Here is a 23,618-nt window from a genome sequence, read left to right as displayed (position 1 = left end):
ACAAAACGCCCAGCCACACAAAAAAAGAGGCGGCGCCGCTCGCACGGCACCGCCTTAAGTCACGGAGTTGCTGTTACATCGTGGGCCGGCCAGGGCCGCCCGATGTATTGGATTACTTTTCCACGATCGCGGTCACACCTTGCCCGCCCGCGGCGCAGATCGAGATCAGCCCGCGCCCTTTCCCGGCCGCGTCCAGCAGCTTGGCCAGGTTGGCGACGATGCGCCCGCCGGTGGCGGCGAAGGGGTGGCCGGCGGCCAGGGAGCTGCCCTTGACGTTGAGCTTGCTACGGTCGATCGAGCCCAGCGGCGCGTCCAGGCCGAGGCGGGTCTTGCAGTATTCGGCGTCTTCCCAGGCCTTGAGGGTGCACAGCACCTGGGCGGCGAAGGCTTCGTGGATCTCGTAGTAGTCGAAGTCCTGCAGGCTCAGGCCATTGCGCGCCAGCAGCCGCGGCACGGCGTAGACCGGCGCCATCAGCAGGCCCTCGGCGCCCTCGCCGACGAAGTTCACCGCCGCCGCCTCGCCGTCGCGGAAGTACGCCAGGATCGGCAGGCCGCGCGCTTTCGCCCAGTCCTCGCTGGCCAGCAGCACCACCGAGGCGCCATCGGTCAGCGGCGTGGAGTTGGCCGCCGTCAGGGTGCCGCGCGGGCCGCGCTCGAACACCGGCTTGAGGGTGCCGAGCTTCTCCAGGTTGATGTCCGGACGCAGGTTCTGGTCGCGGGTCAGGCCGCGGAACGGCGTCATCAGGTCGTTCTGCCAGCCCTCGGCGTAGGCCGCGGCCAGCTTGACGTGGCTTTCGTAGGCGAGCCTGTCCTGCTCGTCGCGGGGGATCTGCCAGGTCTGCGCCATCAGCTCGCAGTGCTCGCCCATGGACAGCCCGGTGCGCGGCTCGCCGTTGCGCGGGATGTGCGGCATCAGGTGGCGCGGGCGGATCTTCAGCAGGCTCTTGAGCTTGTCGCCGTTGGACTTGCCGCGGTTGGCCTCCAGCAGGATGCGCCGCAGCCCCTCGTTGACGCCGATGGGCGCGTCGGAGGTGGTGTCCACGCCGCCGGCGATGCCGCACTCGATCTGCCCCAGGGCGATCTTGTTGGCCACCAGGATCGCCGCCTCCAGGCCCGTGCCGCAGGCCTGCTGGACGTCGTAGGCCGGGGTTTCCGCGGCCAGGCGGGTGCCCAGCACGCATTCGCGGGTCAGGTTGAAATCCCGAGAGTGCTTCAGCACCGCGCCGGCCACCACCTCGCCCAGGCGCTCGCCATGCAGGCTGTAGCGCTCGATCAGGCCGTCCAGGGCGCTGGTGAGCATCTCCTGGTTGCTCGCCGTGGCGTAGACGGTATTGGAGCGGGCGAAGGGGATACGGTTGCCGCCGACGATGGCGACCCGTCGGGTCTGGGTCATGCAAGGCTCCTTGCGGGCTGAGCGGGTTGTGGCGCACAGGCTAACCTTAGCCGGTCCCGTCGCATTGGCCGCCCCGCCATGGCGCAGGTCAGCGCGGTCAATTGCGCGGAACCGGTGCCTGCGTAGAGTGGTCGGCACTTCGAGTATCCGTGCAGGAGCCCCCGTCCATGACCGATCGCTACATCGCCTTCGCCAACTCCAACGTCGGCCGCCGCCTGGTCGGCGCCTTCGGCCTGCCCGCGCCGGTACGCCTGGAACGCTGGAGCGCCGGGCGCACCCGGCCGGTGGACGGCGCCCTGCTGCTGGGCGGGGTGGGCAACCTGGGCGAGGCCGTGCTGGGCTTCAGCCAGCGCCTGACCGATGCCGTCTACGCCGCCGTGGAAGGCCAGTACGGCCTGCCGCGCTGGACCGCCGAGCACGGCCCGAAGCTCAAGGCCATGGTGTTCGACGCCAGCGGCCTGGCCGGCTTCGACCAGCTGATCGAACTGCGCAACTTCTTCCAGGCCGCCCTCAAGGGCCTGGACCTGTGCCCCCACGTGGTCATCCTCGGGCGCGCCCCGGAATCGCTGAAAGACCCCATCGCCGCCAGCGTGCAGCGCAGCCTGGAAGGCTTCAGCCGCTCCCTGGGCAAGGAGATCCGCCGCGGCGGCAACGTGCAGTTGCTGTACGTCGGCAAGGGCGCCGAGGACCAGCTCGAAGGCGCCCTGCGCTTCTTCCTTTCGCCCAAGAGCGCCTACGTTTCCGGCCAGGTGATCCGCCTTTCGGCCTACGCAGGCCAGGTGCAGGACTGGAGCCGCCCGCTGGTGGGCAAGCGCGCCCTGGTCACGGGCGCCGCCCGCGGCATAGGCGCGGCCATCGCCGAAACCCTGGCCCGCGACGGCGCCGAGGTGGTGCTGCTCGACGTGCCGCCGGCCAAGGACGCCCTCGACGCCCTGGCCGCGCGCCTGGGCGGCCAGGGCGTGGCCCTGGACATCTGCGCGCCGGACGCCGGCGAGAAGCTGGTGGAAGCGCTGCCCGAGGGCGTCGACATCGTGGTGCACAACGCCGGCATCACCCGCGACAAGACGGTGGCGAAGATGAGCGAGGCGTTCTGGAGCTCGGTGATCGACGTCAACCTCAAGGCCCCGCAGGTGCTCACCCAGGCCCTGCTGGACGCCGGCAAGCTGCACGACGACGGCCGCGTGGTGCTGCTGGCCTCCATCAGCGGCATCGCCGGCAACCTCGGGCAGACCAACTACGCGATGAGCAAGGCCGGCCTGATCGGCCTGGCCCAGGCCTGGGCCCCGGCCCTGGGCAAGAAGGGCATCAGCATCAACGCGGTGGCCCCGGGCTTCATCGAGACTCAGATGACCGCGGCCATCCCCCTGACCATCCGCGAGGCCGGCCGGCGCATGAACTCCATGGGCCAGGGCGGCCTGCCCCAGGACGTGGCCGAGGCCGTGGCCTGGTTCGCCCAGCCGGGCAGCGGGGCGGTGAGCGGGCAGGTGTTGCGGGTTTGCGGGCAGAGTTTGCTGGGGGCGTGAGGGCCGGCTCTGCCGGGGGGATCGCGGATGAATCCGCGCCTACAATCATGCATTCCCACATGGTGACGCCAAACCCACCTGTAGGAGCGCGCCCTGCGCGCGATTCGCGGGCAGGGCCCGCTCCTACAAGGTTAATGCCGAACCTTCGCCCCTCGCCGGACTAGCCCCTCTCCCTTCAGGGCGGGGCGCGCAGCCGAGGGCTGGGGAGAGGGCGCTCTTCAAGGCAAGCACCGAAACCACCGGCAGAACAGCGTTCGCGAGCAAGCTCGCTCCTACGAAGAGCAGGTTTCGACCAGCGGCCTCATGCCTTCCCCCGCTTGCGGAACTCCACCGGCGTCTCCCCCACCCAGCGTTTGAAAGCTCGGTAGAAGGTACTCGGCTCGGAGAACCCAGTACGCTCGACGATCACCTCGATGCGCTCGTCGGTCTTCAGCAGCAGTTCCTTGGCCAGGCGGCAGCGGTAGTCGGTGACCAGGTCGTTGAAGCGCACCCCGGCCATGGCCAGGCGTTCGCGCAGGCGCCGGGCCGGCATGTCCAGGCGCGCGGCCACCTGCTCCAGGGTGGCGCCGCCATCCACCAGCAGCTCGCCGATCAGCTCGCGCACCTTGCGCACCAGGTCCAGGCGCTCCACTTCCGCCAGTTGCCGGCGCGCCAGCGATTCGTGCATGCGCAGCAGCTCCGGCGCGGCATGGCGCGAGGGCTTGTCCAGCACCGCGGCGTCGAACTCCAGGGCATAGCGCTCGGCGCCCAGGCGCACCGGGCAGCCATAGACCTGCTGGTAACGTTCGGCGGGGGCGCCCTGCTCGTGCATCAGCTGCACCTCGCGGGGCCTGAAGTCGCCTTCGGTGAGCGCGTGGAACAGGCGGATCACCGCGCCGGCGAGCATTTCCGGGAAGTGCCGGTTGGTGCCGGCGCTGTGGCCGAGCAGCAGCACGGCGCGCTCGCCTTCCACTTCCAGGCGGGCGTTGAGGGTGTCGGAGAGCAGGCGCACGTAGCGCAGGGCGTGGCGCAGGCCTTCGCCGAAGGTGGCGCTGGAGAGGAACAGGTATTCCAGCAGCAGGCCGTGGAAGGCCGGCAGGTGCCCGGCCAGGTACAGGCCGACGTGTTCTTCGCCGCATTCCTCGGCGGCGGCCTTCCAGAACAGGTTCTGCGCGCTATGGGGGAAGCGCCCGGCCGGCAGGGCGCCCGGCGGCAGGCCAACCCGGGCGAGCACACGGTCGGGATCGCTGCCGCTGGCGCGCAGCGCGTCGATCACCGGGCGCATCAGCGCCACATCGTCGGTCAGATCGTGCATGGTATTTATTCTGGTTATCCATGAAGCGGGCCCATCTTAGGCAGCTTTCCCACCGCCTCTCAAGTAACACGCCATGGCAGCGGTCGATTTATCCACAAGCCCCATGCCAGAGCCGCCGATTGACCGGCCTGCCGGCAGGCCGCCCCGCCCCGGCCAATGCCCGGCCGGGCCCGGCGGCTAAGCTGAAGGTAATTCCGCTCAGGAGATTGTCGATGCCCAAAGACTGGCTGGACCTGTCCGCCCCACCCGCCCTGCCCGGCCTGTTCCTGCGCGCCGCCGTACGCCGCGGCCTGCGCGGCCGCAGCCTGCCCACCCGCGGCGTGCGCGCGCCGGTGATGGTCGATGCCCGGCACCTGGAGCGCTATCGCCAGGTGTGCGGCTTCAGGAACGACCACCTGCTGCCGCCGACCTACCCGCACATCCTCGCCTTCGGCCTGCAGATGGGCCTGCTCACCGACGCCCGCTTCCCCTTCCCGCTGCTGGGCCTGGTGCACCTGGAGAACCGTATCAGCGTATTGCGCCCGCTCGGCGGCCTGGGCCCGTTCCAGGCCAGCGTGCGGGTGGCCGACCTGCAGCCCCACGACAAGGGCGTGACCTTCAGCCTCGTCACCCAGTTGCACGACCAGCTCGGCCTGCTGTGGGAAGGCGACAGCCGCATCCTGTTCCGCGGCATGCGCCTGGAAGGTACGCCGCCGGAACGCCAGGAGCCGCCCGAACTGCCGCTGGAGCAGATCGACCACTGGCTGTGCCCGGCGGACATCGGCCGGCGCTACGCCCGGGTGGCCGGTGACTACAACCCCATCCACCTGTCGGCGGCCAGCGCCAGGCTGTTCGGCTTCCCCCGCGCCATCGCCCACGGCCTGTGGAACAAGGCGCGCAGCCTGGCGGCCCTGGGCGAACGCCTACCGGCGGCCGGCTACCAGGTGGAGGTGCGCTTCCAGAAGCCGGTGCTGCTGCCTTCCAGCGTCACCCTGCTGGCCAGCGAGGTGGCCCCGGCCGGGCAGTTCAGCCTGCGCGGGGCGGACGGCCTGCCGCACATGGCCGGCGCCTGGAAACCGCTCGACGCTTGATGCGGCGGCGCCGAAGCCGGAAGCTATGGGGCTCCCAAGGAGCCCCCGATGAACCTCGACGAACTCACCGCGCGCCTGCACGCGATCCGCGACCATAACCACTGGAAGCGCTTCCACAGCCCGAAGAACCTGGCCATGGCCGCCAGCGTGGAAATGGCCGAACTGGTGGAAATCTTCCAGTGGCTGAGCGAGGACGAGTCGCGCCGCCTGCCGGCCGACAAGCTCGCCCACGCCGGCCAGGAGGTCGGCGACATCGTCCTCTACCTGCTGCTGCTCTGCGCCGAACTGGGCCTGGACATGGACCAGGTGGTGCGCGCCAAGCTGGCCGACAGCGAAAGGCGCTTCGTGCATGGCTGACCGGCATTTCGACGAACTGGCCACGCGCTTCGCCGAGAAGATCTACGGCGGCGCCAAGGGCGCCATCCGCCTGGCCGTGCTGCAGGCCGACCTGGCCGAAGCGCTGCCCGAGCGCCCGCTGCGCGTGCTCGACATAGGCGCGGGCCTGGGCCACATGGCGCTGTGGCTGGCCGAGCGCGGCCACCAGGTGACCCTCGCCGAACCCGCCGCGCCCATGCTCGAAGGCGCCCGCCAACGCTTCACCGAGGCCGGCCGCGCAGCCACCTTCATCGAGGCGCCCTGGCAGGAACTGCTAGGCCGCCTCGACGAACCCTACGACCTGGTGCTGTGCCACGCCGTGCTGGAATGGCTGGCCGAGCCCCAGGCCATCCTCCCCGTGCTGCACCAGCTGACCGCCCGCGACGGCTGGCTGTCGCTGGCCTTCTACAACCGCGACGCACTCATCTACCGCAACCTGCTCAAGGGCCACTTCCGCAAGCTGCGCAAGCAGCGCTTCGCCGGCGAGGGCCAGAGCCTGACGCCGCAGCAGCCGCTGGACCCGCGCGAGCTGGAAGCGGCCATGGCCGCCAGCTGGAACATCGAGGCACGCAGCGGCGTGCGGGTGTTCCACGACTACATGCCGCAGGAGTTCCAGCACAAGGCCGAGCCCCTGGACCTGGTGGAAATGGAACTGGCCTACCGCCGCCACCCGGCCTTCGCCGGCCTGGGCCGCTACCTGCACTGGCTGTGCCGCCCGCGCGAATAGGTGCACAATCGCCGCATCACCGTCGTCGCCCGTGCCCCGGCGCGGGCGGGAGCCCCGCATGTCGCCACGCCTGATCCTGCTGCCGCTGCTCGCCGCACTCGCCGCCTGCCAAGGCCAGAACCCCTACACCAGCCAGTCGCTGCCGCCGCCCCCGGTGCCGGCCCAGGCCAGCGCCCCGGGCTTCGACCCCGGCGCCTACCCGGCCGCGCCGCCGGACTACGGGCGCTACCGCTCGTGGAACTGGACCGGCGCGCCCAGCGGCGCCACCACCTACGGCAGCTCGCTGCAGGACGCGGTCAGCGAGGGCCTCGACCAGGTCGGCCTGCGCCCGGCGCGCCCCGGCGCCGCGCCGGACCTGCGGGTGAGCGCGCGGGTCAGCAGCGAGCAGCGCACCCGCCAGGTCACCGACTACTACGGCGGCGGCTACTACGGCGGCTGGAACGATCCCTGGTACGGCGCCTCCATCCCGGTGACGCGGACCTACGTGGTGCAGGTCAACGTGGTGCGCATCGAACTGTACGACGCCCGCGACAACCATGCCGTCTGGGTGGCCTCGGCCGAATACGCGCCCAGCGGCAACCAGAGCGAGCAGGCCCGGGGGCTACGCGAGGCGGTGCGCAAGGCGTTGTCGGGCTATCCGCCGCACTGATCGGCACCGTCCGCCCTTGTTGCCAGGAAACTGCGGAATAGGGCCGTTTCGAGACATTTCGGCACTTGCCTTTGCCGGCACTCTGAGCTTCGATGAAGACTCTGCCTGGAGTATGCCGATCATGATCCGCCGCCTGCTGTTGCTGGGCCTGCTGCTGGGCCTGGCCGCCTGTGAGACCGTCAACCTCAACCGCGACTACGATTCCAGCCGCGACTTCGCCGCCTACCGCAGCTGGGCCTGGGCGCAACCGGCCTTCGAGTACCGCCCGGACGACCCGCGGATCAAGAGCGACCTCACCGAGCAGCGCATCCGCTCGGCGGTGGCCGACCAGCTCGACCAGCGCGGCCTGCGCCCGGCCCAGGCCGGCGCCGCGCCCGACGTGACGGTGCGCACCTACCTGATCGTCGACCAGCGCCAGGACCAGGTCACCACCTACACCGGCGGCTACTGGAACGGGTACTGGGGCGGCTACTGGGGCGGCCCGGCGATGGCCGAGTCGCGCACCGTGACCTACAAGGTCGCCACCATCCAGGTCGACCTGCTCGACGGCAAGGACGGCAAGCTGGTGTGGCGCGGCAGCGGCGAGCAGATCATGCGCAGCAGCCCGCCGACCCCGGCCGAGCGCGAGGCGGCGATCCGCGAGACCGTGCAGAAGGTCCTCGCCCAGTACCCGCCGCGCGGATGAGCCTGCAGCACCGCCCGGTGGAAGCCGGCGACCTGGCCGAGGTGGCCGGCTTCGTGCGTGACGCCGACGAGCTCTTCTACGCCTACCCCAAGGCGCAGTGGCCGTTCAGCGTCGAGCAACTGGCCGCCGCCGTGGCCGAGCGCCGCGCCAGCACCCTGGCCCTGCTCGACGGCCGCGCCGCCGGCTTCGCCAACTTCTACCTGAGCCTGCCGGGCGAATACTGCGCCCTGGGCAACATGATGGTCGCGCCCTGGGCCCGCGGGCATGGCGTGGCGCGCTACCTGATCGGCGTCATGGAAGGCCTCGCCCGGCGCGACTACGCTGCGCCGCTGATGAAGATATCCTGCTTCAACGACAACGCCGGCGGCCTGCTGCTGTACGCCGGCCTGGGCTACCGCCCGGTGGGCATCGTCGAGCGCCGGGCGCCGGACGGCCGCCGCGTGGCCCTGGTGCAGATGGAGAAAGCCCTTGAACCCGCCTGACCCACAGCGCGTGCTGATCATCGTCAGCAGCGGCCCGAGCACCCCGGCGCGCTGCGCGGCGCCTTTCTACACCGCCACCCTGCTGGCCTGCATGGACGCCGAGGTGACCCTCTTCCTCAGCGGCGAGGGCGTGCAGCTGGCGCGCCAGGACGTGGTGGACAACCTCTACGCCACCCCCGGCGGCGAGCCGCTCAGCCACTTCATCCAGCAGGCCAAGGAAGCCGGCGCGCGCCTGCTGATGTGCCGCGCCCCCGGCGTGCCCATCGACGAAAGCGCGCTGATCGACGAAGTCGACGAAATCGCCAGCGGCGGCGAGCTGGCGCGAATGATCCTCGAATACGACCGGGTGCTGACGCTGTGAAGCTGCACGGCCTGGACTTCCCCGACGACCTGCTCTACGCCCCGGACTACAACCTGTGGCTGCGCGAGGAGCCCGACGGCGCCGTGACCCTCGGCCTGAGCGCCTACGGCTGCGCGCTCTACGGGCAGATATTCGCCTTCACCCCCAAGCGCGACGGCTGGCACGTCGAGCGCGACCGCAGCTTCGGCGTGGTCGAGTTCGCCAAGGCCGCCTCCTCGGCGCGCAGCCCGCTGGCCGGCACCCTGCTGGTGAGCAACGCGGAAGTGCAGCGCCGCCCCGGCCTGATCAACCTCGACTGCTACGGCGAAGGCTGGATGGTGCGCCTGCGCCCGGACGACTGGGCCGCCGCGCGCACCGGCTTCGTCAGCGGCCAGGCGGCGCTGGACGCCTTCGCCGAACGCATGCGCCTGGACGCCTTCGACCCCCGGGGCGACGACGTCCAGGCCCTGCGCCGCGACTGAGCTTAAGCAAGCCGTAAGCATCGCCGGTCTAACCTGGGCGACCGCAAGCTCCCTCACGGAAGGAGTCCGCCATGCCCCGGCTTCCCGCCCTCGTCCTCGCTCTACTCGCCCTCTCCGGCTGCGCCGGGCAGGGCAGCTACAACCTCGGCGCCATCGAGTCGCCGGTGAAGGAATCCTTCGGCCTTGACGACCTCGAACGCCAACCCATGATGGGCGCGCAGTTCCAGCAGCAGGGCGGCTTCTCGTCCCAGCAGCAGCGCCTGCTGATGGGCCCGTGAGCGCGCCCTAGTCCACCCGGAAGCCCGCCAGCTGCTGCTGTTGCTCCACCGCCAGGCGGGCCAGTTCCAGGCTCGCGGCGGCGCTCTGTCCGGCGTTCTCCACCACGCTCTGGATGCTGTCGTTGAGCTGGGTGATGTTCTGGCTGATCTCGTGGGCCACCGCGGTCTGCTCCTCGGTGGCGGTGGAAATCTGCGCGTTGCCGTCGGCGATGCGGTCGATGGCGTTGGCGATGTGCCGCAGCGCCTCACCGGACTCGCGCGAATGCCGCACGCTCTCCCCGGCCCGCTCGCGGGACTCCTGCATCACCCCCACGGCCTGGCGCGCGCCGTTCTGCAGCGCGTCGATCATGCCGCGGATCGACTCGGTGGCCTTCTGCGTATTGCTCGCCAGGCTGCGCACCTCGTCGGCCACCACGGCGAAACCGTGCCCTGCCTCGCCGGCCCGCGCCGCCTCGATGGCGGCGTTGAGCGCCAGCAGGTTGGTCTGCTCGGCGATGCTCTGGATCACCCCAAGCACGCTGCCGATCTCGTCGCTCTGGCTGTGCAGGCGGTCGATCACCCCGGCGCTCTCCTGCACCGCCTGGGACAGCCGCTCGATGGCCCCCAGGTTGGCCTCCACCAGCGCGGTGCCCTGGTGCGCCTCGCGGCGCGCGTCCTCGGCCACCCGCGCCATGTCCAGGGCGTTCTCCGCCACCTGCTGCACCGCGGCGCTCATCTCGTGCACGGCGGTGGCGACCATGGCGGTCTGCTCGCCCTGGCCGTTGGCGGCATCGCTGACCTGGGCGCTGATGGCGCTCATCTGCTCCGAAGCGCTGGCCAGCTGCACGGAGGCGCCGCCCAGGTGGCGGATCAGCCGCTGGAAGTGCTCGAGCATGGTGTTGAAGGCCCGGGCGGTCTGCGCCAGCTCGTCGCGGCCCACGGCCTCGGCGCGCAGGCTCAGGTCGGAATTGCGCTGCACCGTGGCGATCACCCGGCTCAACTGCTCCAGCGGGCGGTTGATGGAACGGCTGACCAGCAGGCTGAACAGCAGCATGCCAACCAGCACCACCACGGCGATGACCACGAAACTGTGCTTCATCGCCTGGTAGCGCGCGGTGGAGGCCTGGTTCAGCGTATCGCCCTCGCGGACCTGCAGCTGCGCCAGTTCCTCCAGCGCGTCCCCCAGCGGGTCGAAGGCCGCATACAGGCGCCGCACGAAACTGCCGTCGCTCTCGCTGCGCAGGCTGCCGTCGGCCTGCCCCAGCAGCGCCTCCACCAGCCTGTCCACCTCGGCCATGCGCGCGCGGATGCCGGCCACCATCTGCCGCTCGGCATCGGTCATCTTGCTGTCCTGCACCAGGCGCCAGGAGTCCGCGATGGTCTTGCGCGCCTCGCCGACGGCGCCGCGCAAGGCGTCCACGTCGATCACCCCGGCGCGGTACTTGTGCAGCGCATCCACCATGTTCACCGCATAGGCGTTGGAAATCAGGTTGAGCCGGTTCACCGGCCGCATGCGGTCGCTGAACAGCTCGTCGAAGTCATCGTTGAGCTGGCCGGCGTTGTAGGCCGCCAGCGCCATCACCCCGGCCAGCACCAGCAGGGGCAGGAACGCCAGCGACAGCAGGCGGGTACGTACGCGGAACTGGTTGAGCATCGCATTTCTCCTGGGCTGCTCGAACTCGTGCGCGGACCACGTCACCGCGATCCGCTCGTCTCGGCGAATGGATCGGCCTTCCAGGGGAGAACTGGACCTGAGGGTTAAGTAGGAAACATCCCTCCATTTCGAGAGACGCTTCCCAGGAAAGGACTGCTAGGGTGAAAGAAACCCCACGCCCGGGAGGCCGGATGCTCCGCCAAGCCCTCGCCCTGCTCCTGCTGCTGGCCAGCCTCGGCGCCAGCGCCGACCAGCCGGCGCAACCCGGCTTCGTCTACCTCGACCAGGTCCTGAAGAACGCCCGCTACGAAGCGCGCTACTACAGCGGCGACAACTTCGTCGGCACCCGCATCGACGGCTACGAGAGCCCGCGGGTGATCCTCACGAAAGAAGCGGCCACGGCCCTGGCCGAGGTGGAACGCGACCTGGCCCTGAGCGGCCTGGCGCTGAAACTCTTCGACGGCTACCGCCCGCAACGCGCCGTGGCCCACTTCCAGCGCTGGGCCGCGGACCTGGCCGACACCCGCACCAGGGAGCGCTATTACCCGCAGCTGGACAAGGCGGCGCTGTTCCGCGACGGCTACATCGCCAAAAAGTCGGCCCACTGCCGCGGCAGCACCGTGGACCTCACCCTGGTGGACGCCGAAACCGGCCAGGAACTGGACATGGGCAGCCACTTCGACTTCTTCGGCCCCATCTCCCACCACGGCACCGGCCTGATCACCGTGCAACAGACACGCAACCGCGAAACCCTGCGCAGCGCCATGCAACGCCACGGCTTCGAGCCCTACGCCAACGAGTGGTGGCACTACACGCTGAAGCAGGAGCCCTACCCGAACACCGCCTTCGACTTCCCGGTGAAATAGCCTGCCAGCTTTTCGTAGGAGCGAGCTTGCTCGCGAACGTGCTATCCGGTGATTGCGGAGTTGAGGCGGTTCGCGAGCAAGCTCGCTCCTACAAGAGCATGGCCAACCCGCCCACCTCAGGATAGGCTCAGCCCAAACCTGCAAACGGGAAGGCCCATGAGTACCACCAACCCGCACGCCAACGGCCAAAGGACGCAAGACCGCCATCGCTTGCGAAACCTCCTTCTGGCCGGCGCCGAATCCGCCCCCACGGAGCACGCCGATTCAGCCTTCTTCGAGCACCTGCGCAACCGAATCAAGGAACAGAGGAAGAAGCCCGAACAACGACGATGAACCTGCGCACCAGCCCGAACGTCGAACGACAGCCCCTCAGCCAGGATACCCCATGACCCAGCCCCCCACCTTCGACGGCCAACGCTGGAGCAACGCCGAGGCCGACCGCATCGAACTGGCCGAGGCCAACCCGGACTGGCCCCGGCGCTTCGCCGAGGAAGCCGACGCCATTGCCGGCGCCCTGGCCCTGCCCGGCCTGAAGATCGAGCACTTCGGCAGCACCGCGGTGCCCGGCCTGAAGGCCAAGCCGATCATCGACATCCTCCTGCTACCGCCACCAGGAGCCGGCTGGCAAAGCCTGGTCGCCCCGCTGGAAGCCCTCGGCTACCAGTACTGGCGCGACAACCCGGCGCCGCAGCGGATGTTCTTCGTCAAGGGCATGCCGCCGCAGGGCCAAGGCCGCACCCACCACGTCCACGTGATGAACCTGGCCGACGCCGACCGCCACCTGATCTTCCGCAACTGGCTGCGCAACCATCCGCAGGACGCCGCCGAATACCAACGCCTCAAGGAGCGACTGGCAGAACGCTTCCCCACCGACCGCGAGGCCTACACGCAAGGCAAGGACGAACTGGTGGCGCGGATACTGGGCAAGGCACTGCGCGAACGGCAGATGGGCGAGTCGGGTGGATCGGTACAGGGAGCCAGGACGTAGGATGGGTGGAGCGCAGCGATACCCATGCCGCCGATGATGGGTATCGCTGCGCTCAACGCCATCCTACGCGGTGCACCGCCCCCGGAACCCGGTGAACCTCATGAAGAAATGGATGCTACTGGCCGCCCTCGCCCTGCTCGCGTGGCAGTACATGGACACCCCGTCCTGGCAGAACCCTTTCTCCCGCTCGAAACCGGCCCCGATGAGCATCGCGGAAGACGCCGACGAAGCGGCGAACGCCCCCTCCGGTAGTTCCACCCTCGATGCCCGCTGCGATGGCCGCAGATACTGCTCGCAAATGACCTCCTGCGCCGAGGCCAAGGCGTTTCTGCGCAGCTGTCCGGGGATGAAGATGGATGGGGACGGGGATGGGATTCCCTGCGAGGAGCAGTGGTGCAGGATGTAGCAGCCCGCCACAGGAAGGGCGCTGCCGGGGTTACAGGGGAAATGGCGGAAGGCAGTGAGAGTCGAACTCACCCAGGAACGGCTGCCGTCCCCCACCGGGTTTGAAGCCCGGCCACGCCACCGGGCGTGATTGCCTTCCATATCGAGCTACAAGGCTTTTTCGCCAGCTTCCGTTGCCGACTCCGGTGGAGTGTCGAAGAAGTGTCGAAAATCCCTGGACGCATCACCGCCAGGAACAGCAATGCTGTTTCTTCCATCAAGAGCCCGGAACAACAGCCATTTCACTTACGGCTCATAGTCTTCCGGCGGCTCGAAGCAATGAAGCCTGCCGTCCAGCCAGGGATCGACTATATCCACTTTCAATGTGCGGATGTAGCTTTGGAAGCGCGAGTCCTTATGCGCATGAGGGCCGAATACGGACAGCATCAAATAACGGTTTTCCGGGAGGTCCTGCGCATAGAGTAGCCACAGGTCATGCTCCGACTCGCTGTCTTTCACGGTGCGTTTGAAGGGATCACCGATTTTGCTCCAGCGCAGCAGGACCACTCGGCTATCGGTCAACTGGACATGGCCGAAAGGCACCTGCCAAAGAGAGGCATCACGCCCCCAATGGGACGGATGAATATCGCAGACCTTCAGGTTGTAGAAATCGACGTACAGGTCGTGCCAGGCGGGGAGGTTCATGAAGCTGTCGGTTACGAAGACTCGCGCAATCGACACGCAACCTCACTTAGAGTCCGGAAGCTTCCCGGTCTCGACAAAGTATTGATATTGGGCATCACCGGCACGCGCGGCTTGCTCCACGACCGCGAGCGGATCACGCGCGCCTTTCTTGGTCCTGGGCTTGGGCTTGCCGGTAGGTTTGGCCGCGGGCCGGCCAACAAGGTGCATCACCATAAAATCCCTCCTGAAACGGGGATTGCAATGCTCACCATGGTAAGCGCTGCTGCTTTTTTGAGCAATCAGACCTGCCTTGCCGCCATTGGCCTGCAGTCTTGGTGATCACCATGATGGCGGCACTCAGGCAGTTCGCTCTGCATTGACGTCCGCTCCCAGCGCCAACGCCGAACCCTCCCGAACCCTCCGCTCATTGCCGAACCGCCGGGTAAAGCCGATGCGGTCGAAGTATTCCAGTAGCTGGATGCTGCGCTTGCGGCCTATGCCGATGCGGTCGCGGAAGGCGGCGGCGCGGATCAGGCCTTGTTCGGCGTGGAGTTGCAGGGCTTGTCGGGCCAGTTGGCGGATCGTTTCGTCGGGGTAGAACAGGTCTTTCACCACCTGGTGCAGTTGGCCCAGGCGGGCGAGTTTGCGCAGCAGCAGGCGCATGGCGGCTTCGTCGACTTGCAGTTCGCGGGCCAGGTCGCGGGTCCAGGGGGGGTCGTAGGCGCCGGCGAGCAGCAGTGGCCAGAGGCGTTGGCGCAGGGCTTCGTCTTCGGTGCCCAGTTGTACGCGGTGGTCCGGCAGGTGCAGCCAGGGGCCGCTGCTTTCCACGGTTTTGCCGGCCAGGGCCTGTTCCAGCAGGGCGATGAAGACCGGGCGTTCCAGTTGCGCGAAGGCGTAGCGGCGCAGGCGGTCGCGGTCGGGGCCGAGTTCGTCGGGTTGTTCGACGTGGAAGCGGGCCAGGGCTTGCAGCAACTGTTCGCCAAGGGCGCGCCAGCGTTCGCCGGTGAACAGGCGGGGGCCGCCGCGGGTGGTGATTTCCACCAGTTCGGCGGGCAGCCGCCAGCTTTCGCGGGGGCGGTTGAACTGGCGCGCCAGCAGTTTGGGGTCCAGGCCGTTGTCGGCGTGTTGCAGCAGCACCGGCAGGGCCTGTTCCAGGCCTTCGCCGCGCAGGGCCTGGAGTTGTGCCAGACGCTCGAGGCTTCGGCGGTTGCGGGCCGGGGCGAAGGGGTCGAGCACGCGGCCGCCGCCGAGGGTGCGTTGGGCGGATTGGTCGCGCAGCACCAGGCGGTCGCCGTGCACGGTTTGCACGGGAGCGTTCAGCACGAGCTGCGCGAAGGCCCTTTCGCCCGGCGCCAGGCGTTCGTCTTCCAGCAGGGCGACGCGGCCGGTGACGTCCTGGGCGCCCAGGTGCACGTGCAGCGGCGTCCAGTGGGCCAGGGCACGGGGTTCGCCGGGGAGCAGCTGCAGGTCGATGTCGATGCGGGTGGTGGGCGCGTGCTGTTCCGGCGCCAGCAGCCAGTCGCCGCGTTTGACCTGGTCCGGGCCAAGGCGGTCGCCGGCGAGGTTGACCGCCACCCGCTGGCCGGCGTGGGCCTGTTCGGCGGCGCGGTTCTGCGCGTGCAGGCCGCGCACGCGCACCGGGCGCCCGGCGTTGCCGAGGAGGAGTTCGTCGCCCACCTTCAGGCTACCGGAGAAGGCCGTGCCGGTGACCACCAGGCCGGCGCCGCTGACGCTGAAGGCGCGGTCCACGGCCAGGCGGAAGCCGCCCCGGGTGGAGCGGGCGTGCACTTCGCCGGCGGCTGCGGCCAGGGCCTGGCGCAGGGCGTCCACGCCCTCCCCGGTGACGCTGGAGACCGGGTAGATCGGCGCGCCGGCCAGCGGTCCCGCAGCCAGCAGGCTTTCCACTTCGGCGCGGGCCTCGGCCAGGCGCTGCGGGCTGACGCGGTCGGCCTTGGTCAGCGCCACCCGGGCGCGAGGGATGCCGAGCAGTTCGACGATGGCCAGGTGTTCGCGGGTCTGCGGCATCACGCCGTCGTCGGCGGCCACCACCAGCAGCACCAGGTCGATGCCGCTGGCGCCGGCCAGCATGTTGTGGACGAAGCGCTCGTGGCCGGGCACGTCGATGAAGCCGGTGAGGCTGCCGTCGCCCAGGTCGGCATAGACGTAGCCGAGGTCGATGGTGATGCCGCGCTCGCGCTCGGCCGGGCGGCGGTCGCCCTCGACGCCGGTGAGCGCGCGCAGCAGGGCGGTCTTGCCGTGGTCGATGTGGCCGGCGGTTCCGACGATCAAGCCTCGCCCTCCGCCAGCAGCGGCAGTTGGGCGAGGAAGGCGGCCTCGTCGTCGAGCTGGCGCAGGTCGAGCCACAGGGCGTCGTCGTCGATGCGCCCGAGCACCGGGATGGGCAGGCCGCGCAGGCGTTCTTCCAGCTCGCGCAGGGCGCGGCCGCGCAGGCGCTTGTTGCTCTGCGGGCGCAAGGCCAGGGCGGCGCTGGGCAGGCGCGCCACCGGCTGGGCGCCGCTGCCGATCATGCCCAGGGCGGCTTCCGCGGCCACCGCCCAGCCTGCGCCCAGTTGCGCGGCGAGCAGCGGCGCCAGGCGCGTGGCCTGGGCCTGTATGTCGGCCTGCGGGCGGCTGAGCAGGCGCAGGGTGGTGAGGCGTTCGGCCAGGCGGTCGGGGTCGCGGTACAGGCCGAGCACGGCTTCCAGCGCGGCGAGGGTCAGTTTGTCCACGCGCAGGGCGCGCTTGAGCGGGTTCTTCTTGATCCGCCCGATGAGTTCCTTGCTGCCGAGGATGAGCCCGGCCTGGGGGCCGCCGAGCAATTTGTCGCCGCTGAAGGTGACGATGTCGGCGCCGTCCTTCAGGGCTTCCTGCACCGTCGGTTCCTTGGGCAGGCCCCAGCGCGTCAGGTCCACCAGGGTGCCGCTGCCCAGGTCTTCCAGCAGCGGCAGGCCGTGGGCGTGGGCGATGCCGGCGAGGTCGCGGGTGGCGACGCTGGCGGTGAAGCCCTGCACGCTGTAGTTGCTGGTGTGCACGCGCATGAGCAGGCCCGAGCGCGGGCCGATGGCGGCTTCGTAGTCCTTGGCGTGGGTGCGGTTGGTGGTGCCGACCTCGACCAGCTTCACGCCGGCGCGGGCCATGATGTCGGGGATGCGGAAGGCGCCGCCGATCTCGATCAGCTCGCCGCGGGAGATGATGCCTTCCTTGCGCGCGCCCAGGCTGTTGAGCGCCAGCAGCACGGCGGCGGCGTTGTTGTTGACCACGGTGACCGCCTCGGCGCCGGTCAGTTCGCGGATCAGCCCGGTGATGAGGTCGTCGCGGTCGCCGCGCTTGCCGCTGGCCAGGTCGAACTCCAGGTTCAGCGGGTAGCGCGCGGCCAGGGTGATGGCTTCGATGGCCTCGTCCGGCAGCAGGGCGCGGCCGAGGTTGGTGTGCAGCACGGTGCCGGTGAGGTTGAACACCCGGCGCACGCGGCTGGCGTGGTGCGCGGCCAGGCGTTCGCCGGCGCGGCCGGCGAGCACCGCTTCGCTCAGTTCGATGGCGGCGAGCTGGCCGTGGCGGGCCGGCTCGCGCAGTTCGTCGAGCAGGTCGCGCAGGGTGCCGAGCAGGGCTTCGCGGCCGTAGCGCTGTTGCAGGGGGGCGCAGGCCGGGCTGCGCAGCAGGCGGTCGATGGAGGGCAGGCGGGCGGAGGTCATGCGCGGTCCTGTCTGTCGTCACGGGGCGATTTGGGTGGGCGGCGGGCGATGGGTATCGTCGCAGGCTCCTCCACCCATCCTACGGGTGGGGGGCCTGGTTGCAGTCTAGGTCAGTCGGAGCCGCCCGGGGACAACAGCAGGTTGGGCGCGCTGCGCAGGTAGCCCTCCTCGGCCAGGCGCACGTCCAGGGCCAGGCTGGCGAGGTCGTCGGCCTGGGGCTCGGCGGCTTCGTCGTGCTCCAGGTAGCACTGCTTGAGGTAGCTCTGGCAGCTGGGGCAGACCTCGGCGCGCAGCGGGGCGCGGATGACCTCGCGGCTGTCGTGCTGCTCCGACAGGTAGAACAGCCCCTTGCTCTGCCGGCAGTGGCTGCACTTGATCCGCACGTAGTGCCACTGGCAGGAGCACAGCGAGCAGGCCAGGTAGCGCAGGCCGTTGCACTTGCCGCGGTTGTGGATGACGCCGGCCACCGGCGGCGAGCCGCAGGCCGGGCAGAGGGTCTGTTCCTCGCGCTCGCTGAGCAGGCCTTCGGGCAGGCGCAGCAGCCAGTGGCTGAAGGCGACCTGCAGGGTGGCGCCGAGGAAGGGCACCAGGGCCGCCGGCAGCAGGTCGAACTGGCCGTTGAGCAGCGCCAGGGCCCAGGCCTTGCGCTGGCCGGCGTCGGCCTCGCGCAGTTGCTGCAGGGCGTTGGCGATGGGGCTGGCCGGGGTGGTGGCGAAGGCCTCCAGCAGCGGCTCGAGCAGGACCAGCCAGGCGCCTTCGCGCACCAGCACTTCGAAGCCCAGCGGCGGCATGCCGTGTTCGACGCTGCGGCGCAGGCCGGCCTCGTCGGGCATGGGCAACGCGGGCGGGGCGTCGAGCAGGTTCTGCTGGATATCGCACAGCTCGGCCAGCAGGCTCAGGTAGTCGCCCAGGGGGTGGCCTTCGGCGAGCTGGCGCAGGCGCTGGCCGCGCTGGGCGAAGAGTTGCGCCGGGGGCAGCCTGAGGAACGGGGGGATGTTGGCGGCGGCTTCGATCTGGCCGGGTTCGAGGATTTGGCCTGGCACGCAGGACTCCTTTGCGATGGGCTTTGGAGAGGGGTTGAAGACCGTGTCTGCGTCCCCTCTCCCTAGCCCTCTCCCTGAGGGAGAGGGGATTGTTCGGTGTATCGGTGGATGCCGTGCCCATGGGGGTTCGCGAGCAAGCTCGCGCCTACAGGACGGCGGGGCGGTCAGTGGCCCTCGCCCTTGTCCACGCTCTTCAGCCAGGCGGCGTGGTGCTTGCGCGCCCAGGCGCGGCTGACCCAACCATAGAGCATCGCGCCCATGGAGCCCTTGACCCAGATGCCGGCGTAGATGTGCACGATGATGCTGCAGATCAGCACGAAGGCGGCGAAGGCGTGCAGCAGCGCGGCCAGGCGGATGACGTCGATGCCGAACCAGGCGCTGAAGTACTGGCGCCAGATCACGAAGCCGGTCACCAGCAGCACCAGCATGCACAGCAGCAGGGTCCAGAACAGCAGCTTCTGCCCGGCGTTGTAGCGGCCCACCGCGGGGAGGTTCTCCTCGCGGTTGCCGACCACGTCGCGCCACTGCTTGAGCCACTGCACGTCGCCGCGGTCGAGCAGGTTGTGGTGGGCGAAGCGCAGCACCAGGCCGAGGAAGAACACGAACATCGCCAGCCCCAGGAAGGGGTGCAGGATGCGCGTCCAGGGCCCGCCGCCGAACAGCTGGCTGAGCCAGAACAGCGCCGGGTGGAACAGCGCCAGCCCCGACAGGCCGGCGAGGATGAAGAGAATCGCCACCAGCCAGTGGTTGCTGCGCTCGTTGGCGGTATAGCGTTGGATGTCTTTTTTCATGCTGCTCTCCCGGCCGCGCTCCCGGGGGAGCGCGGCGGTTCGTCATGGCCGCTCAGCGCGGGTCACGCGGGTCATAGCTGTGCACCGAGGGGTCGACCTTGTGCACCGGCGCTTCCGGCCCAGGCCCCGGCTCCTCGTCCTCTTCCGTGCGGTTGGGGCCGATGCGGGTGTAGTGGAAGAACCCGGCCAGCACCACCGCGCCCATGGCCAGCAGGCCCAGCGGCTTGGTGATGCCCTTCCACAGGCTGACCATCGGGCTGATGGCCGGCTTGTCGGGCAGGCCGGCATACAGCGAGGGCTGGTCGTTGTGGTGCAGCACGTACATCACGTGGGTGCCGCCCACCCCTTCGGGGTCGTACAGGCCGGCGTGCTCGAAGCCGCGCGACTTGAGGTCCTCGATGCGTTCGGCGGCGTGCTCCTTCATGGCGTCCTTGGTGCCGAAGACGATGGCCCCGGTCGGGCAGGTCTTCACGCAGGCCGGCTCCATGCCCACGCTGACGCGGTCGGAACACAGGGTGCACTTGTAGGCCTTGTGGTCCTTCTGCGAGATGCGCGGGATGTCGAACGGGCAGCCAGTGATGCAGTAGCCGCAGCCGATGCAGTGGTCCTGGTTGAAGTCGACGATGCCGTTGGCGTACTTCACGATCGCCCCCGGGCTCGGGCAGGCCTTCAGGCAGCCCGGCTCGGCGCAGTGCATGCAGCCGTCCTTGCGGATCAGCCACTCGAGGTTGCCGTTGGGGTTCTCGTGCTCGGTGAAGCGCATCACCGTCCAGGAGTCGGCCGTCAGGTCCAGGGGGTTGTCGTACACCCCGTGGTTGTGGCCCACCTCGTCGCGCAGCTCGTTCCATTCCGAGCAGGCCACCTGGCAGGCCTTGCAGCCGATGCACTTGGACACGTCGATGAGCTTGGCCACCTCCTGCTGGTTGCGCACCGAGGGCATCGGCGTGGTGGTGGCCGAACGGGCATGGATGTCCTGCGTGCTCATGCCTCACCTCCGCTGATTTTCTCGACGTTGACCAGGAACGACTTGAACTCCGGCGTCTGCGTGTTGCCGTCGCCGACGAAGGGCGTCAGGGTGTTGGTCAGGTAGCCGTTGCGGGCCACCCCGGCGAAGCCCCAGTGCAGCGGGATGCCGACGTGGTGCACGGTCTTGCCGTCGACCTGCAGCGGGCGGATGCGCTTGGTCACCACCGCCACGGCCTTGATGTAGCCGCGGTTGGAGGAGACCTTCACACGGTCGCCGGCCGCTATCCCCAGCTCCTTGGCCAGCGCCTCGCCGATCTCGACGAACTGTTCCGGCTGGGTGATCGCATTCAGGCGGCAATGCTTGGTCCAGAAGTGGAAGTGCTCGGTGAGGCGGTAGGTGGTGGCCGCGTAGGGGAACTCGTCGGCCTTGCCGAAGACTTCCATGTCGTTCTTGAACACCCGCGCGGCCGGGTTGCTGGTGGCCTTGGGGTTGTCCCTGTGCAGCGGGTTGATGCCGATGGGCGTCTCGAACGGCTCATAGTGCTCGGGGAAGGGCCCCTCGGCCATCTTGTCCACGGCGAAGAAGCGCGCCACCCCCTCGGGGTTCATGATGAACGGGTTCATGCCCGCTTCCGGCGGCACGTCGGGCTTGTAGTCGGGCACGTCGGTGCCGCCCCAGGCCTTGCCGTTCCACCACACCAGGCGTTTCTTGACCGGGTCCCACGGCTTGCCGGAAAGGTCGGCCGAGGCGCGGTTGTAAAGGATGCGCCGGTTGGCCGGCCAGGCCCAGGCCCAGCCGAGGGTCTGGCCCATGGCGTAGGGGTCGGCGTTGTCGCGGCGGGCCATCTGGTTGCCCTGGGCCGTCCAGGAGCCGGCGAAGATCCAGCAGCCGCTGGCGGTGCTGCCGTCGTCGCGCAGCAACGCGAAGCCGGGGAGCTGCTCGCCGGCCTTGGCCAGGACCATGCCGTTCTTCGGGTCCACCAGGTCGGCCAGGGCCTTGCCGTTGAACTCCTTGGCCAGCTCTTCGGGGCTCGGGTCGTCCGGCCGCTGGTAGGGCCAGTCGAGGCCGAGGATGGCGTCGGGGAACTTGCCGCCCTCCTTCGCGTACAGCGTGCGCAGGCGATGGTACAGCCCGGCCATGATGGCGATGTCCGGGCGCGCCTGGCCCGGCGGCTCGCCGCCCTTCCAGTGCCACTGCAGCCAGCGCCCGGAGTTGACGATGGAGCCGTCCTCCTCGGCGAAGCAGGTGGTGGGCAGGCGGATCACCGTGGTCTGGATGGCCTGGGTGTCGACGTCGTTGAAGTCGCCGGCGTTGCGCCAGAACTCCGAGGTCTCGGTGGCCAGCGGGTCCATGATCACCAGCCACTTGAGCTTGGCCAGCGCGGCGCCGACCTTGGCCTTGTTGGGGAAGGAGGCGATGGGGTTGAAGCCCTGGCAGAAGTACCCGTTGACCTTGCCCTGGTACATCATGTCGAACACCCGCAGCACGTCGTAGCCGGCGCCGGGCATGTCGAGCTTGGGCAGCCAGTCGTAGCACCAGTTGTTCTCGGCCGTGGCGGCCTTGCCGAACCAGGACTTCATCAGGCTGACGTGGAACTTGCCGTAGTTCTGCCAGTAGGACAGCTGCCCCGGGCGCAGCGGCTTGGCGGTGCGCTTGGCGATGTAGGCGGCGTAGTCCTGCTCGGCGTCCATGGCCAGGGTCAGGTAGCCCGGCAGCAGGTTGGAGAGCAGCCCCAGATCGGTCAGGCCCTGGATGTTGGAGTGGCCGCGCAGGGCGTTGATGCCGCCGCCGGGCATGCCGATGTTGCCCAGCAGCAGTTGCACCATGGCGCCGGTGCGGATCATCTGCGCGCCCACCGAGTGCTGCGTCCAGCCCAGGGCGTACATGATGGTCATGGCCTTGCCGGGCGCCGAGGTCTCGGCGATCTCGGCCCAGATCTTGAGCATCATGTCCTTGGGCGTGCCGCAGATACTGCTGACCAGATCCGGCGTGTAGCGGCTGTAGTGCTGGCGCATCAGGTTGAACACGCAGCGCGGGTGCTGCAGCGTCGGGTCGACCTTGGCGAAGCCGTCCTCGCCGCGCTCGTAGTTCCACGCGGACTTGTCCGGGTAGCTGCGCTTCTCGGCGTCGTAGCCGTTGAACAGGCCGTCCTCGAAGCCGAAGCCTTCCTGCACGATGAAGGCCGCGTCGGTGTAGTGCTCGACGTATTCCTTCTGGTACTTGCCGTTCTCGATCAGGTAGCTGATCAGCCCGCCGAGGAAGGCGATGTCCGTCCCCGTGCGGATGGGCGCGTAGTAGTCGGCCACCGAGGCCGAGCGGGTGAAGCGCGGGTCCACCACCAGCAGGCGCGCCTTGTTGTGCGCCTTGGCTTCGGTCACCCACTTGAAGCCGCAGGGGTGCGCCTCGGCCGCGTTGCCGCCCATGATGAGGATCAGATCGGCATTCTTGATGTCGGTCCAGTGGTTGGTCATGGCTCCACGGCCAAACGTCGGGGCAAGACTTGCCACCGTCGGGCCGTGTCAGACACGCGCTTGGTTATCGAACCCCAGGATGCCGAGGGAGCGCACCACCTTGTGGGTGATGTAGCCGGCTTCGTTGGAAGACGCCGAGGCGGCCAGGAAGCCGGTGGTCAGCCAGCGGTTCACCGTCTGGCCCTGGGCGTTCTTCTCGATGAAGTTGGCGTCGCGGTCGTCCTTCATCAGCCGGGCGATGCGGTCCAGCGCCTCGTCCCATTCGATGCGCTTCCATTCGCTGGAGCCCGGCTCGCGGATCTGCGGGTACTTCAGGCGGTTGGGGCTGTGGATGAAGTCGAGCAGGCCCGCGCCCTTCGGGCAGAGGGTGCCGCGGTTGACCGGATGGTCGCCGTCGCCCTCGATGTGGATGATGTTCTGGGTGACGTTCTTGGCCGCATCCCCCTGGCTGTACATGAGGATGCCGCAGCCTACCGAGCAGTAGGTGCAGGTGTTGCGGGTCTCGGTGGTGCGTTCGAGCTTGAAGTGGCGAATCTGTTCGGCGAAGGCTTCCGGTGGCGCCATGCCGAGGGCCGCAAGGCTGGATCCTCCAAGGCCGACGGCGGCGACCTTGAAGAATTGCCGACGGTTCATGTCCATCGTGCGTCTCCTGATCAGGCAAAGGGCGCCCAGTACCTGGCCAGGCGCCTCTGATTAAAAGATAGCCAACCTGGCGCATTGCGCCAGGCAGCGCCAGCAGGCGCGGCCGAGCACTCTGCCTGAAAAGGCCGAGCCGCTTCCCTGACCCAGGTCAGCCCGCGC

25 protein-coding genes and 1 tRNA gene are annotated in these 23,618 nt (G+C 69.1%); 14 read left to right on the top strand and 12 right to left on the bottom strand.

All coding sequences use genetic code 11. From position 1 onward, the window contains the following. Positions 1–112: 112 nt before the first annotated feature. Entirely contained in the window at positions 113–1,393 is a 1,281-nt protein-coding gene (locus CHC02_RS03545) for an acetyl-CoA C-acetyltransferase (protein ID WP_089390135.1), read from the bottom strand. 167 nt (positions 1,394–1,560) lie between these two features. Here CHC02_RS03545 and CHC02_RS03540 point away from each other — a divergent pair, with 167 nt between their 5' ends. Beyond that, positions 1,561–2,916 carry a 3-oxoacyl-ACP reductase gene (locus CHC02_RS03540; RefSeq protein WP_089390134.1) on the top strand — a complete coding sequence of 452 codons (1,356 nt, stop codon included), beginning with the start codon at positions 1,561–1,563 and terminating at the stop codon, positions 2,914–2,916. Positions 2,917–3,217: 301 nt separating this feature from the next. Here CHC02_RS03540 and CHC02_RS03535 read toward each other — a convergent pair whose 3' ends face one another. Then, positions 3,218–4,210 carry an AraC family transcriptional regulator gene (locus tag CHC02_RS03535; RefSeq protein WP_089390133.1) on the bottom strand — a complete coding sequence of 331 codons (993 nt, stop codon included), beginning with the start codon at positions 4,208–4,210 and terminating at the stop codon, positions 3,218–3,220. A 212-nt stretch (positions 4,211–4,422) separates the two neighbouring features. Between CHC02_RS03535 and CHC02_RS03530 the strand changes: the two genes are divergently transcribed. The 9 genes from CHC02_RS03530 to CHC02_RS03490 all read left to right on the top strand — a co-directional run bounded on the left by CHC02_RS03530 (position 4,423) and on the right by CHC02_RS03490 (position 9,298). After that, positions 4,423–5,280: a MaoC family dehydratase gene (locus CHC02_RS03530; RefSeq protein ID WP_089390132.1), complete on the top strand. Its 858-nt coding sequence runs from the start codon at positions 4,423–4,425 to the stop codon at positions 5,278–5,280. A 48-nt stretch (positions 5,281–5,328) separates the two neighbouring features. Then, on the top strand, positions 5,329–5,637 hold the full coding sequence (locus tag CHC02_RS03525; protein WP_089390131.1) for a MazG-like family protein: 309 nt from the start codon (positions 5,329–5,331) through the stop codon (positions 5,635–5,637). Then, positions 5,630–6,382: a methyltransferase domain-containing protein gene (locus CHC02_RS03520; protein WP_089390130.1), complete on the top strand. Its 753-nt coding sequence runs from the start codon at positions 5,630–5,632 to the stop codon at positions 6,380–6,382. The genes CHC02_RS03525 and CHC02_RS03520 overlap by 8 nt, the downstream gene beginning before the upstream one ends. 58 nt (positions 6,383–6,440) lie before the next feature. Further along, entirely contained in the window at positions 6,441–7,031 is a 591-nt protein-coding gene (locus CHC02_RS03515) for a DUF4136 domain-containing protein (RefSeq protein ID WP_089390129.1), read from the top strand. A 121-nt stretch (positions 7,032–7,152) separates the two neighbouring features. Beyond that, entirely contained in the window at positions 7,153–7,716 is a 564-nt protein-coding gene (locus CHC02_RS03510; protein WP_089390282.1) for a DUF4136 domain-containing protein, read from the top strand. Next, the gene (locus CHC02_RS03505; protein ID WP_089390128.1) at positions 7,713–8,198 is read left to right on the top strand and encodes a GNAT family N-acetyltransferase; all 486 of its coding nucleotides are present in this window, start codon (positions 7,713–7,715) and stop codon (positions 8,196–8,198) included. The genes CHC02_RS03510 and CHC02_RS03505 overlap by 4 nt, the downstream gene beginning before the upstream one ends. Next, positions 8,185–8,559, top strand: a complete 375-nt coding sequence (locus CHC02_RS03500; protein ID WP_089390127.1) for a DsrE family protein — start codon at positions 8,185–8,187, stop codon at positions 8,557–8,559. The genes CHC02_RS03505 and CHC02_RS03500 overlap by 14 nt, the downstream gene beginning before the upstream one ends. Beyond that, positions 8,535–9,020 (top strand): glycine cleavage system protein H, encoded by a 486-nt coding sequence (locus CHC02_RS03495; RefSeq protein ID WP_425262373.1) that lies wholly within the window; start codon positions 8,535–8,537, stop codon positions 9,018–9,020. The genes CHC02_RS03500 and CHC02_RS03495 overlap by 25 nt, the downstream gene beginning before the upstream one ends. Before the next feature lie 71 nt (positions 9,021–9,091). Further along, positions 9,092–9,298 (top strand): hypothetical protein, encoded by a 207-nt coding sequence (locus CHC02_RS03490; RefSeq protein ID WP_089390125.1) that lies wholly within the window; start codon positions 9,092–9,094, stop codon positions 9,296–9,298. A gap of 7 nt (positions 9,299–9,305) precedes the next feature. Here CHC02_RS03490 and CHC02_RS03485 read toward each other — a convergent pair whose 3' ends face one another. Next, positions 9,306–10,931 carry a methyl-accepting chemotaxis protein gene (locus tag CHC02_RS03485; protein ID WP_089390124.1) on the bottom strand — a complete coding sequence of 542 codons (1,626 nt, stop codon included), beginning with the start codon at positions 10,929–10,931 and terminating at the stop codon, positions 9,306–9,308. A 191-nt stretch (positions 10,932–11,122) separates the two neighbouring features. On the opposite strand from CHC02_RS03485, the gene CHC02_RS03480 reads away from it, so the two are divergent. The 4 genes from CHC02_RS03480 (at position 11,123) to CHC02_RS03470 (ending at position 13,191) form a co-directional block, all read left to right on the top strand. After that, the gene (locus CHC02_RS03480) at positions 11,123–11,797 is read left to right on the top strand and encodes a M15 family metallopeptidase (protein ID WP_089390123.1); all 675 of its coding nucleotides are present in this window, start codon (positions 11,123–11,125) and stop codon (positions 11,795–11,797) included. A gap of 156 nt (positions 11,798–11,953) precedes the next feature. Then, positions 11,954–12,130 (top strand): hypothetical protein, encoded by a 177-nt coding sequence (locus tag CHC02_RS30145; RefSeq protein ID WP_167364770.1) that lies wholly within the window; start codon positions 11,954–11,956, stop codon positions 12,128–12,130. Positions 12,131–12,182: 52 nt separating this feature from the next. Next, positions 12,183–12,785, top strand: a complete 603-nt coding sequence (locus tag CHC02_RS03475) for a GrpB family protein (protein WP_089390122.1) — start codon at positions 12,183–12,185, stop codon at positions 12,783–12,785. Positions 12,786–12,885: 100 nt separating this feature from the next. Then, positions 12,886–13,191 carry an excalibur calcium-binding domain-containing protein gene (locus CHC02_RS03470; RefSeq protein ID WP_089390121.1) on the top strand — a complete coding sequence of 102 codons (306 nt, stop codon included), beginning with the start codon at positions 12,886–12,888 and terminating at the stop codon, positions 13,189–13,191. A gap of 42 nt (positions 13,192–13,233) precedes the next feature. Here the strand turns inward: CHC02_RS03470 and CHC02_RS03465 are convergent. From CHC02_RS03465 to fdnG, 9 genes are all read right to left on the bottom strand, one after another. Beyond that, positions 13,234–13,329, bottom strand: a tRNA-Sec gene (locus CHC02_RS03465). Positions 13,330–13,475: 146 nt separating this feature from the next. Then, entirely contained in the window at positions 13,476–13,874 is a 399-nt protein-coding gene (locus CHC02_RS03460) for an uS10 family ribosomal protein (protein WP_135499953.1), read from the bottom strand. A gap of 42 nt (positions 13,875–13,916) precedes the next feature. After that, positions 13,917–14,087, bottom strand: a complete 171-nt coding sequence (locus CHC02_RS30140; RefSeq protein ID WP_167364767.1) for a hypothetical protein — start codon at positions 14,085–14,087, stop codon at positions 13,917–13,919. 123 nt (positions 14,088–14,210) lie between these two features. After that, entirely contained in the window at positions 14,211–16,142 is a 1,932-nt protein-coding gene (selB, locus tag CHC02_RS03455; protein ID WP_089390120.1) for a selenocysteine-specific translation elongation factor, read from the bottom strand. Next, positions 16,139–17,545 carry an L-seryl-tRNA(Sec) selenium transferase gene (gene selA / locus CHC02_RS03450; RefSeq protein WP_089390119.1) on the bottom strand — a complete coding sequence of 469 codons (1,407 nt, stop codon included), beginning with the start codon at positions 17,543–17,545 and terminating at the stop codon, positions 16,139–16,141. Before selA ends, selB begins: the two co-directional genes overlap by 4 nt. Before the next feature lie 110 nt (positions 17,546–17,655). Then, positions 17,656–18,588 (bottom strand): formate dehydrogenase accessory protein FdhE, encoded by a 933-nt coding sequence (gene fdhE / locus CHC02_RS03445; RefSeq protein WP_089390118.1) that lies wholly within the window; start codon positions 18,586–18,588, stop codon positions 17,656–17,658. Between the two features lie 164 nt (positions 18,589–18,752). Further along, complete coding sequence (locus CHC02_RS03440) at positions 18,753–19,379, bottom strand: formate dehydrogenase subunit gamma (RefSeq protein ID WP_089390117.1); 627 nt, start codon at positions 19,377–19,379, stop codon at positions 18,753–18,755. 52 nt (positions 19,380–19,431) lie between these two features. Next, on the bottom strand, positions 19,432–20,364 hold the full coding sequence (fdxH, locus tag CHC02_RS03435; protein ID WP_089390116.1) for a formate dehydrogenase subunit beta: 933 nt from the start codon (positions 20,362–20,364) through the stop codon (positions 19,432–19,434). Then, positions 20,361–23,456, bottom strand: a complete 3,096-nt coding sequence (gene fdnG, locus CHC02_RS03430) for a formate dehydrogenase-N subunit alpha (protein ID WP_090330261.1) — start codon at positions 23,454–23,456, stop codon at positions 20,361–20,363. The genes fdxH and fdnG overlap by 4 nt, the downstream gene beginning before the upstream one ends. Positions 23,457–23,618: the final 162 nt, after the last annotated feature.

The organism is Pseudomonas delhiensis, from assembly GCF_900187975.1.
In the GTDB taxonomy this organism is placed as follows: domain Bacteria; phylum Pseudomonadota; class Gammaproteobacteria; order Pseudomonadales; family Pseudomonadaceae; genus Pseudomonas; species Pseudomonas delhiensis.
The sequence above is the reverse complement of the archived record's forward strand: the minus strand, read 5'-3'. Positions and strand labels throughout refer to the sequence as shown.

What these genes read in the sequence shown, in the direction of transcription:
- selA (WP_089390119.1), bottom strand. Translation starts at nt 17,545, where the DNA reads ATGACCTCCGCCCGCCTGCCCTCCATCGACCGCCTGCTGCGCAGCCCG.
- CHC02_RS03510 (WP_089390282.1), top strand. Translation starts at nt 7,153, where the DNA reads ATGATCCGCCGCCTGCTGTTGCTGGGCCTGCTGCTGGGCCTGGCCGCC.
- CHC02_RS03475 (WP_089390122.1), top strand. Translation starts at nt 12,183, where the DNA reads ATGACCCAGCCCCCCACCTTCGACGGCCAACGCTGGAGCAACGCCGAG.
- fdxH (WP_089390116.1), bottom strand. Translation starts at nt 20,364, where the DNA reads ATGAGCACGCAGGACATCCATGCCCGTTCGGCCACCACCACGCCGATG.
- CHC02_RS03470 (WP_089390121.1), top strand. Translation starts at nt 12,886, where the DNA reads ATGAAGAAATGGATGCTACTGGCCGCCCTCGCCCTGCTCGCGTGGCAG.
- CHC02_RS03535 (WP_089390133.1), bottom strand. Translation starts at nt 4,210, where the DNA reads ATGCACGATCTGACCGACGATGTGGCGCTGATGCGCCCGGTGATCGAC.
- CHC02_RS03480 (WP_089390123.1), top strand. Translation starts at nt 11,123, where the DNA reads ATGCTCCGCCAAGCCCTCGCCCTGCTCCTGCTGCTGGCCAGCCTCGGC.
- CHC02_RS03505 (WP_089390128.1), top strand. Translation starts at nt 7,713, where the DNA reads ATGAGCCTGCAGCACCGCCCGGTGGAAGCCGGCGACCTGGCCGAGGTG.
- CHC02_RS03530 (WP_089390132.1), top strand. Translation starts at nt 4,423, where the DNA reads ATGCCCAAAGACTGGCTGGACCTGTCCGCCCCACCCGCCCTGCCCGGC.
- CHC02_RS30140 (WP_167364767.1), bottom strand. Translation starts at nt 14,087, where the DNA reads ATGGTGATGCACCTTGTTGGCCGGCCCGCGGCCAAACCTACCGGCAAG.
- CHC02_RS30145 (WP_167364770.1), top strand. Translation starts at nt 11,954, where the DNA reads ATGAGTACCACCAACCCGCACGCCAACGGCCAAAGGACGCAAGACCGC.
- CHC02_RS03545 (WP_089390135.1), bottom strand. Translation starts at nt 1,393, where the DNA reads ATGACCCAGACCCGACGGGTCGCCATCGTCGGCGGCAACCGTATCCCC.
- CHC02_RS03525 (WP_089390131.1), top strand. Translation starts at nt 5,329, where the DNA reads ATGAACCTCGACGAACTCACCGCGCGCCTGCACGCGATCCGCGACCAT.
- CHC02_RS03515 (WP_089390129.1), top strand. Translation starts at nt 6,441, where the DNA reads ATGTCGCCACGCCTGATCCTGCTGCCGCTGCTCGCCGCACTCGCCGCC.
- CHC02_RS03440 (WP_089390117.1), bottom strand. Translation starts at nt 19,379, where the DNA reads ATGAAAAAAGACATCCAACGCTATACCGCCAACGAGCGCAGCAACCAC.
- CHC02_RS03490 (WP_089390125.1), top strand. Translation starts at nt 9,092, where the DNA reads ATGCCCCGGCTTCCCGCCCTCGTCCTCGCTCTACTCGCCCTCTCCGGC.
- CHC02_RS03520 (WP_089390130.1), top strand. Translation starts at nt 5,630, where the DNA reads ATGGCTGACCGGCATTTCGACGAACTGGCCACGCGCTTCGCCGAGAAG.
- CHC02_RS03485 (WP_089390124.1), bottom strand. Translation starts at nt 10,931, where the DNA reads ATGCTCAACCAGTTCCGCGTACGTACCCGCCTGCTGTCGCTGGCGTTC.
- CHC02_RS03460 (WP_135499953.1), bottom strand. Translation starts at nt 13,874, where the DNA reads ATGAACCTCCCCGCCTGGCACGACCTGTACGTCGATTTCTACAACCTG.
- CHC02_RS03540 (WP_089390134.1), top strand. Translation starts at nt 1,561, where the DNA reads ATGACCGATCGCTACATCGCCTTCGCCAACTCCAACGTCGGCCGCCGC.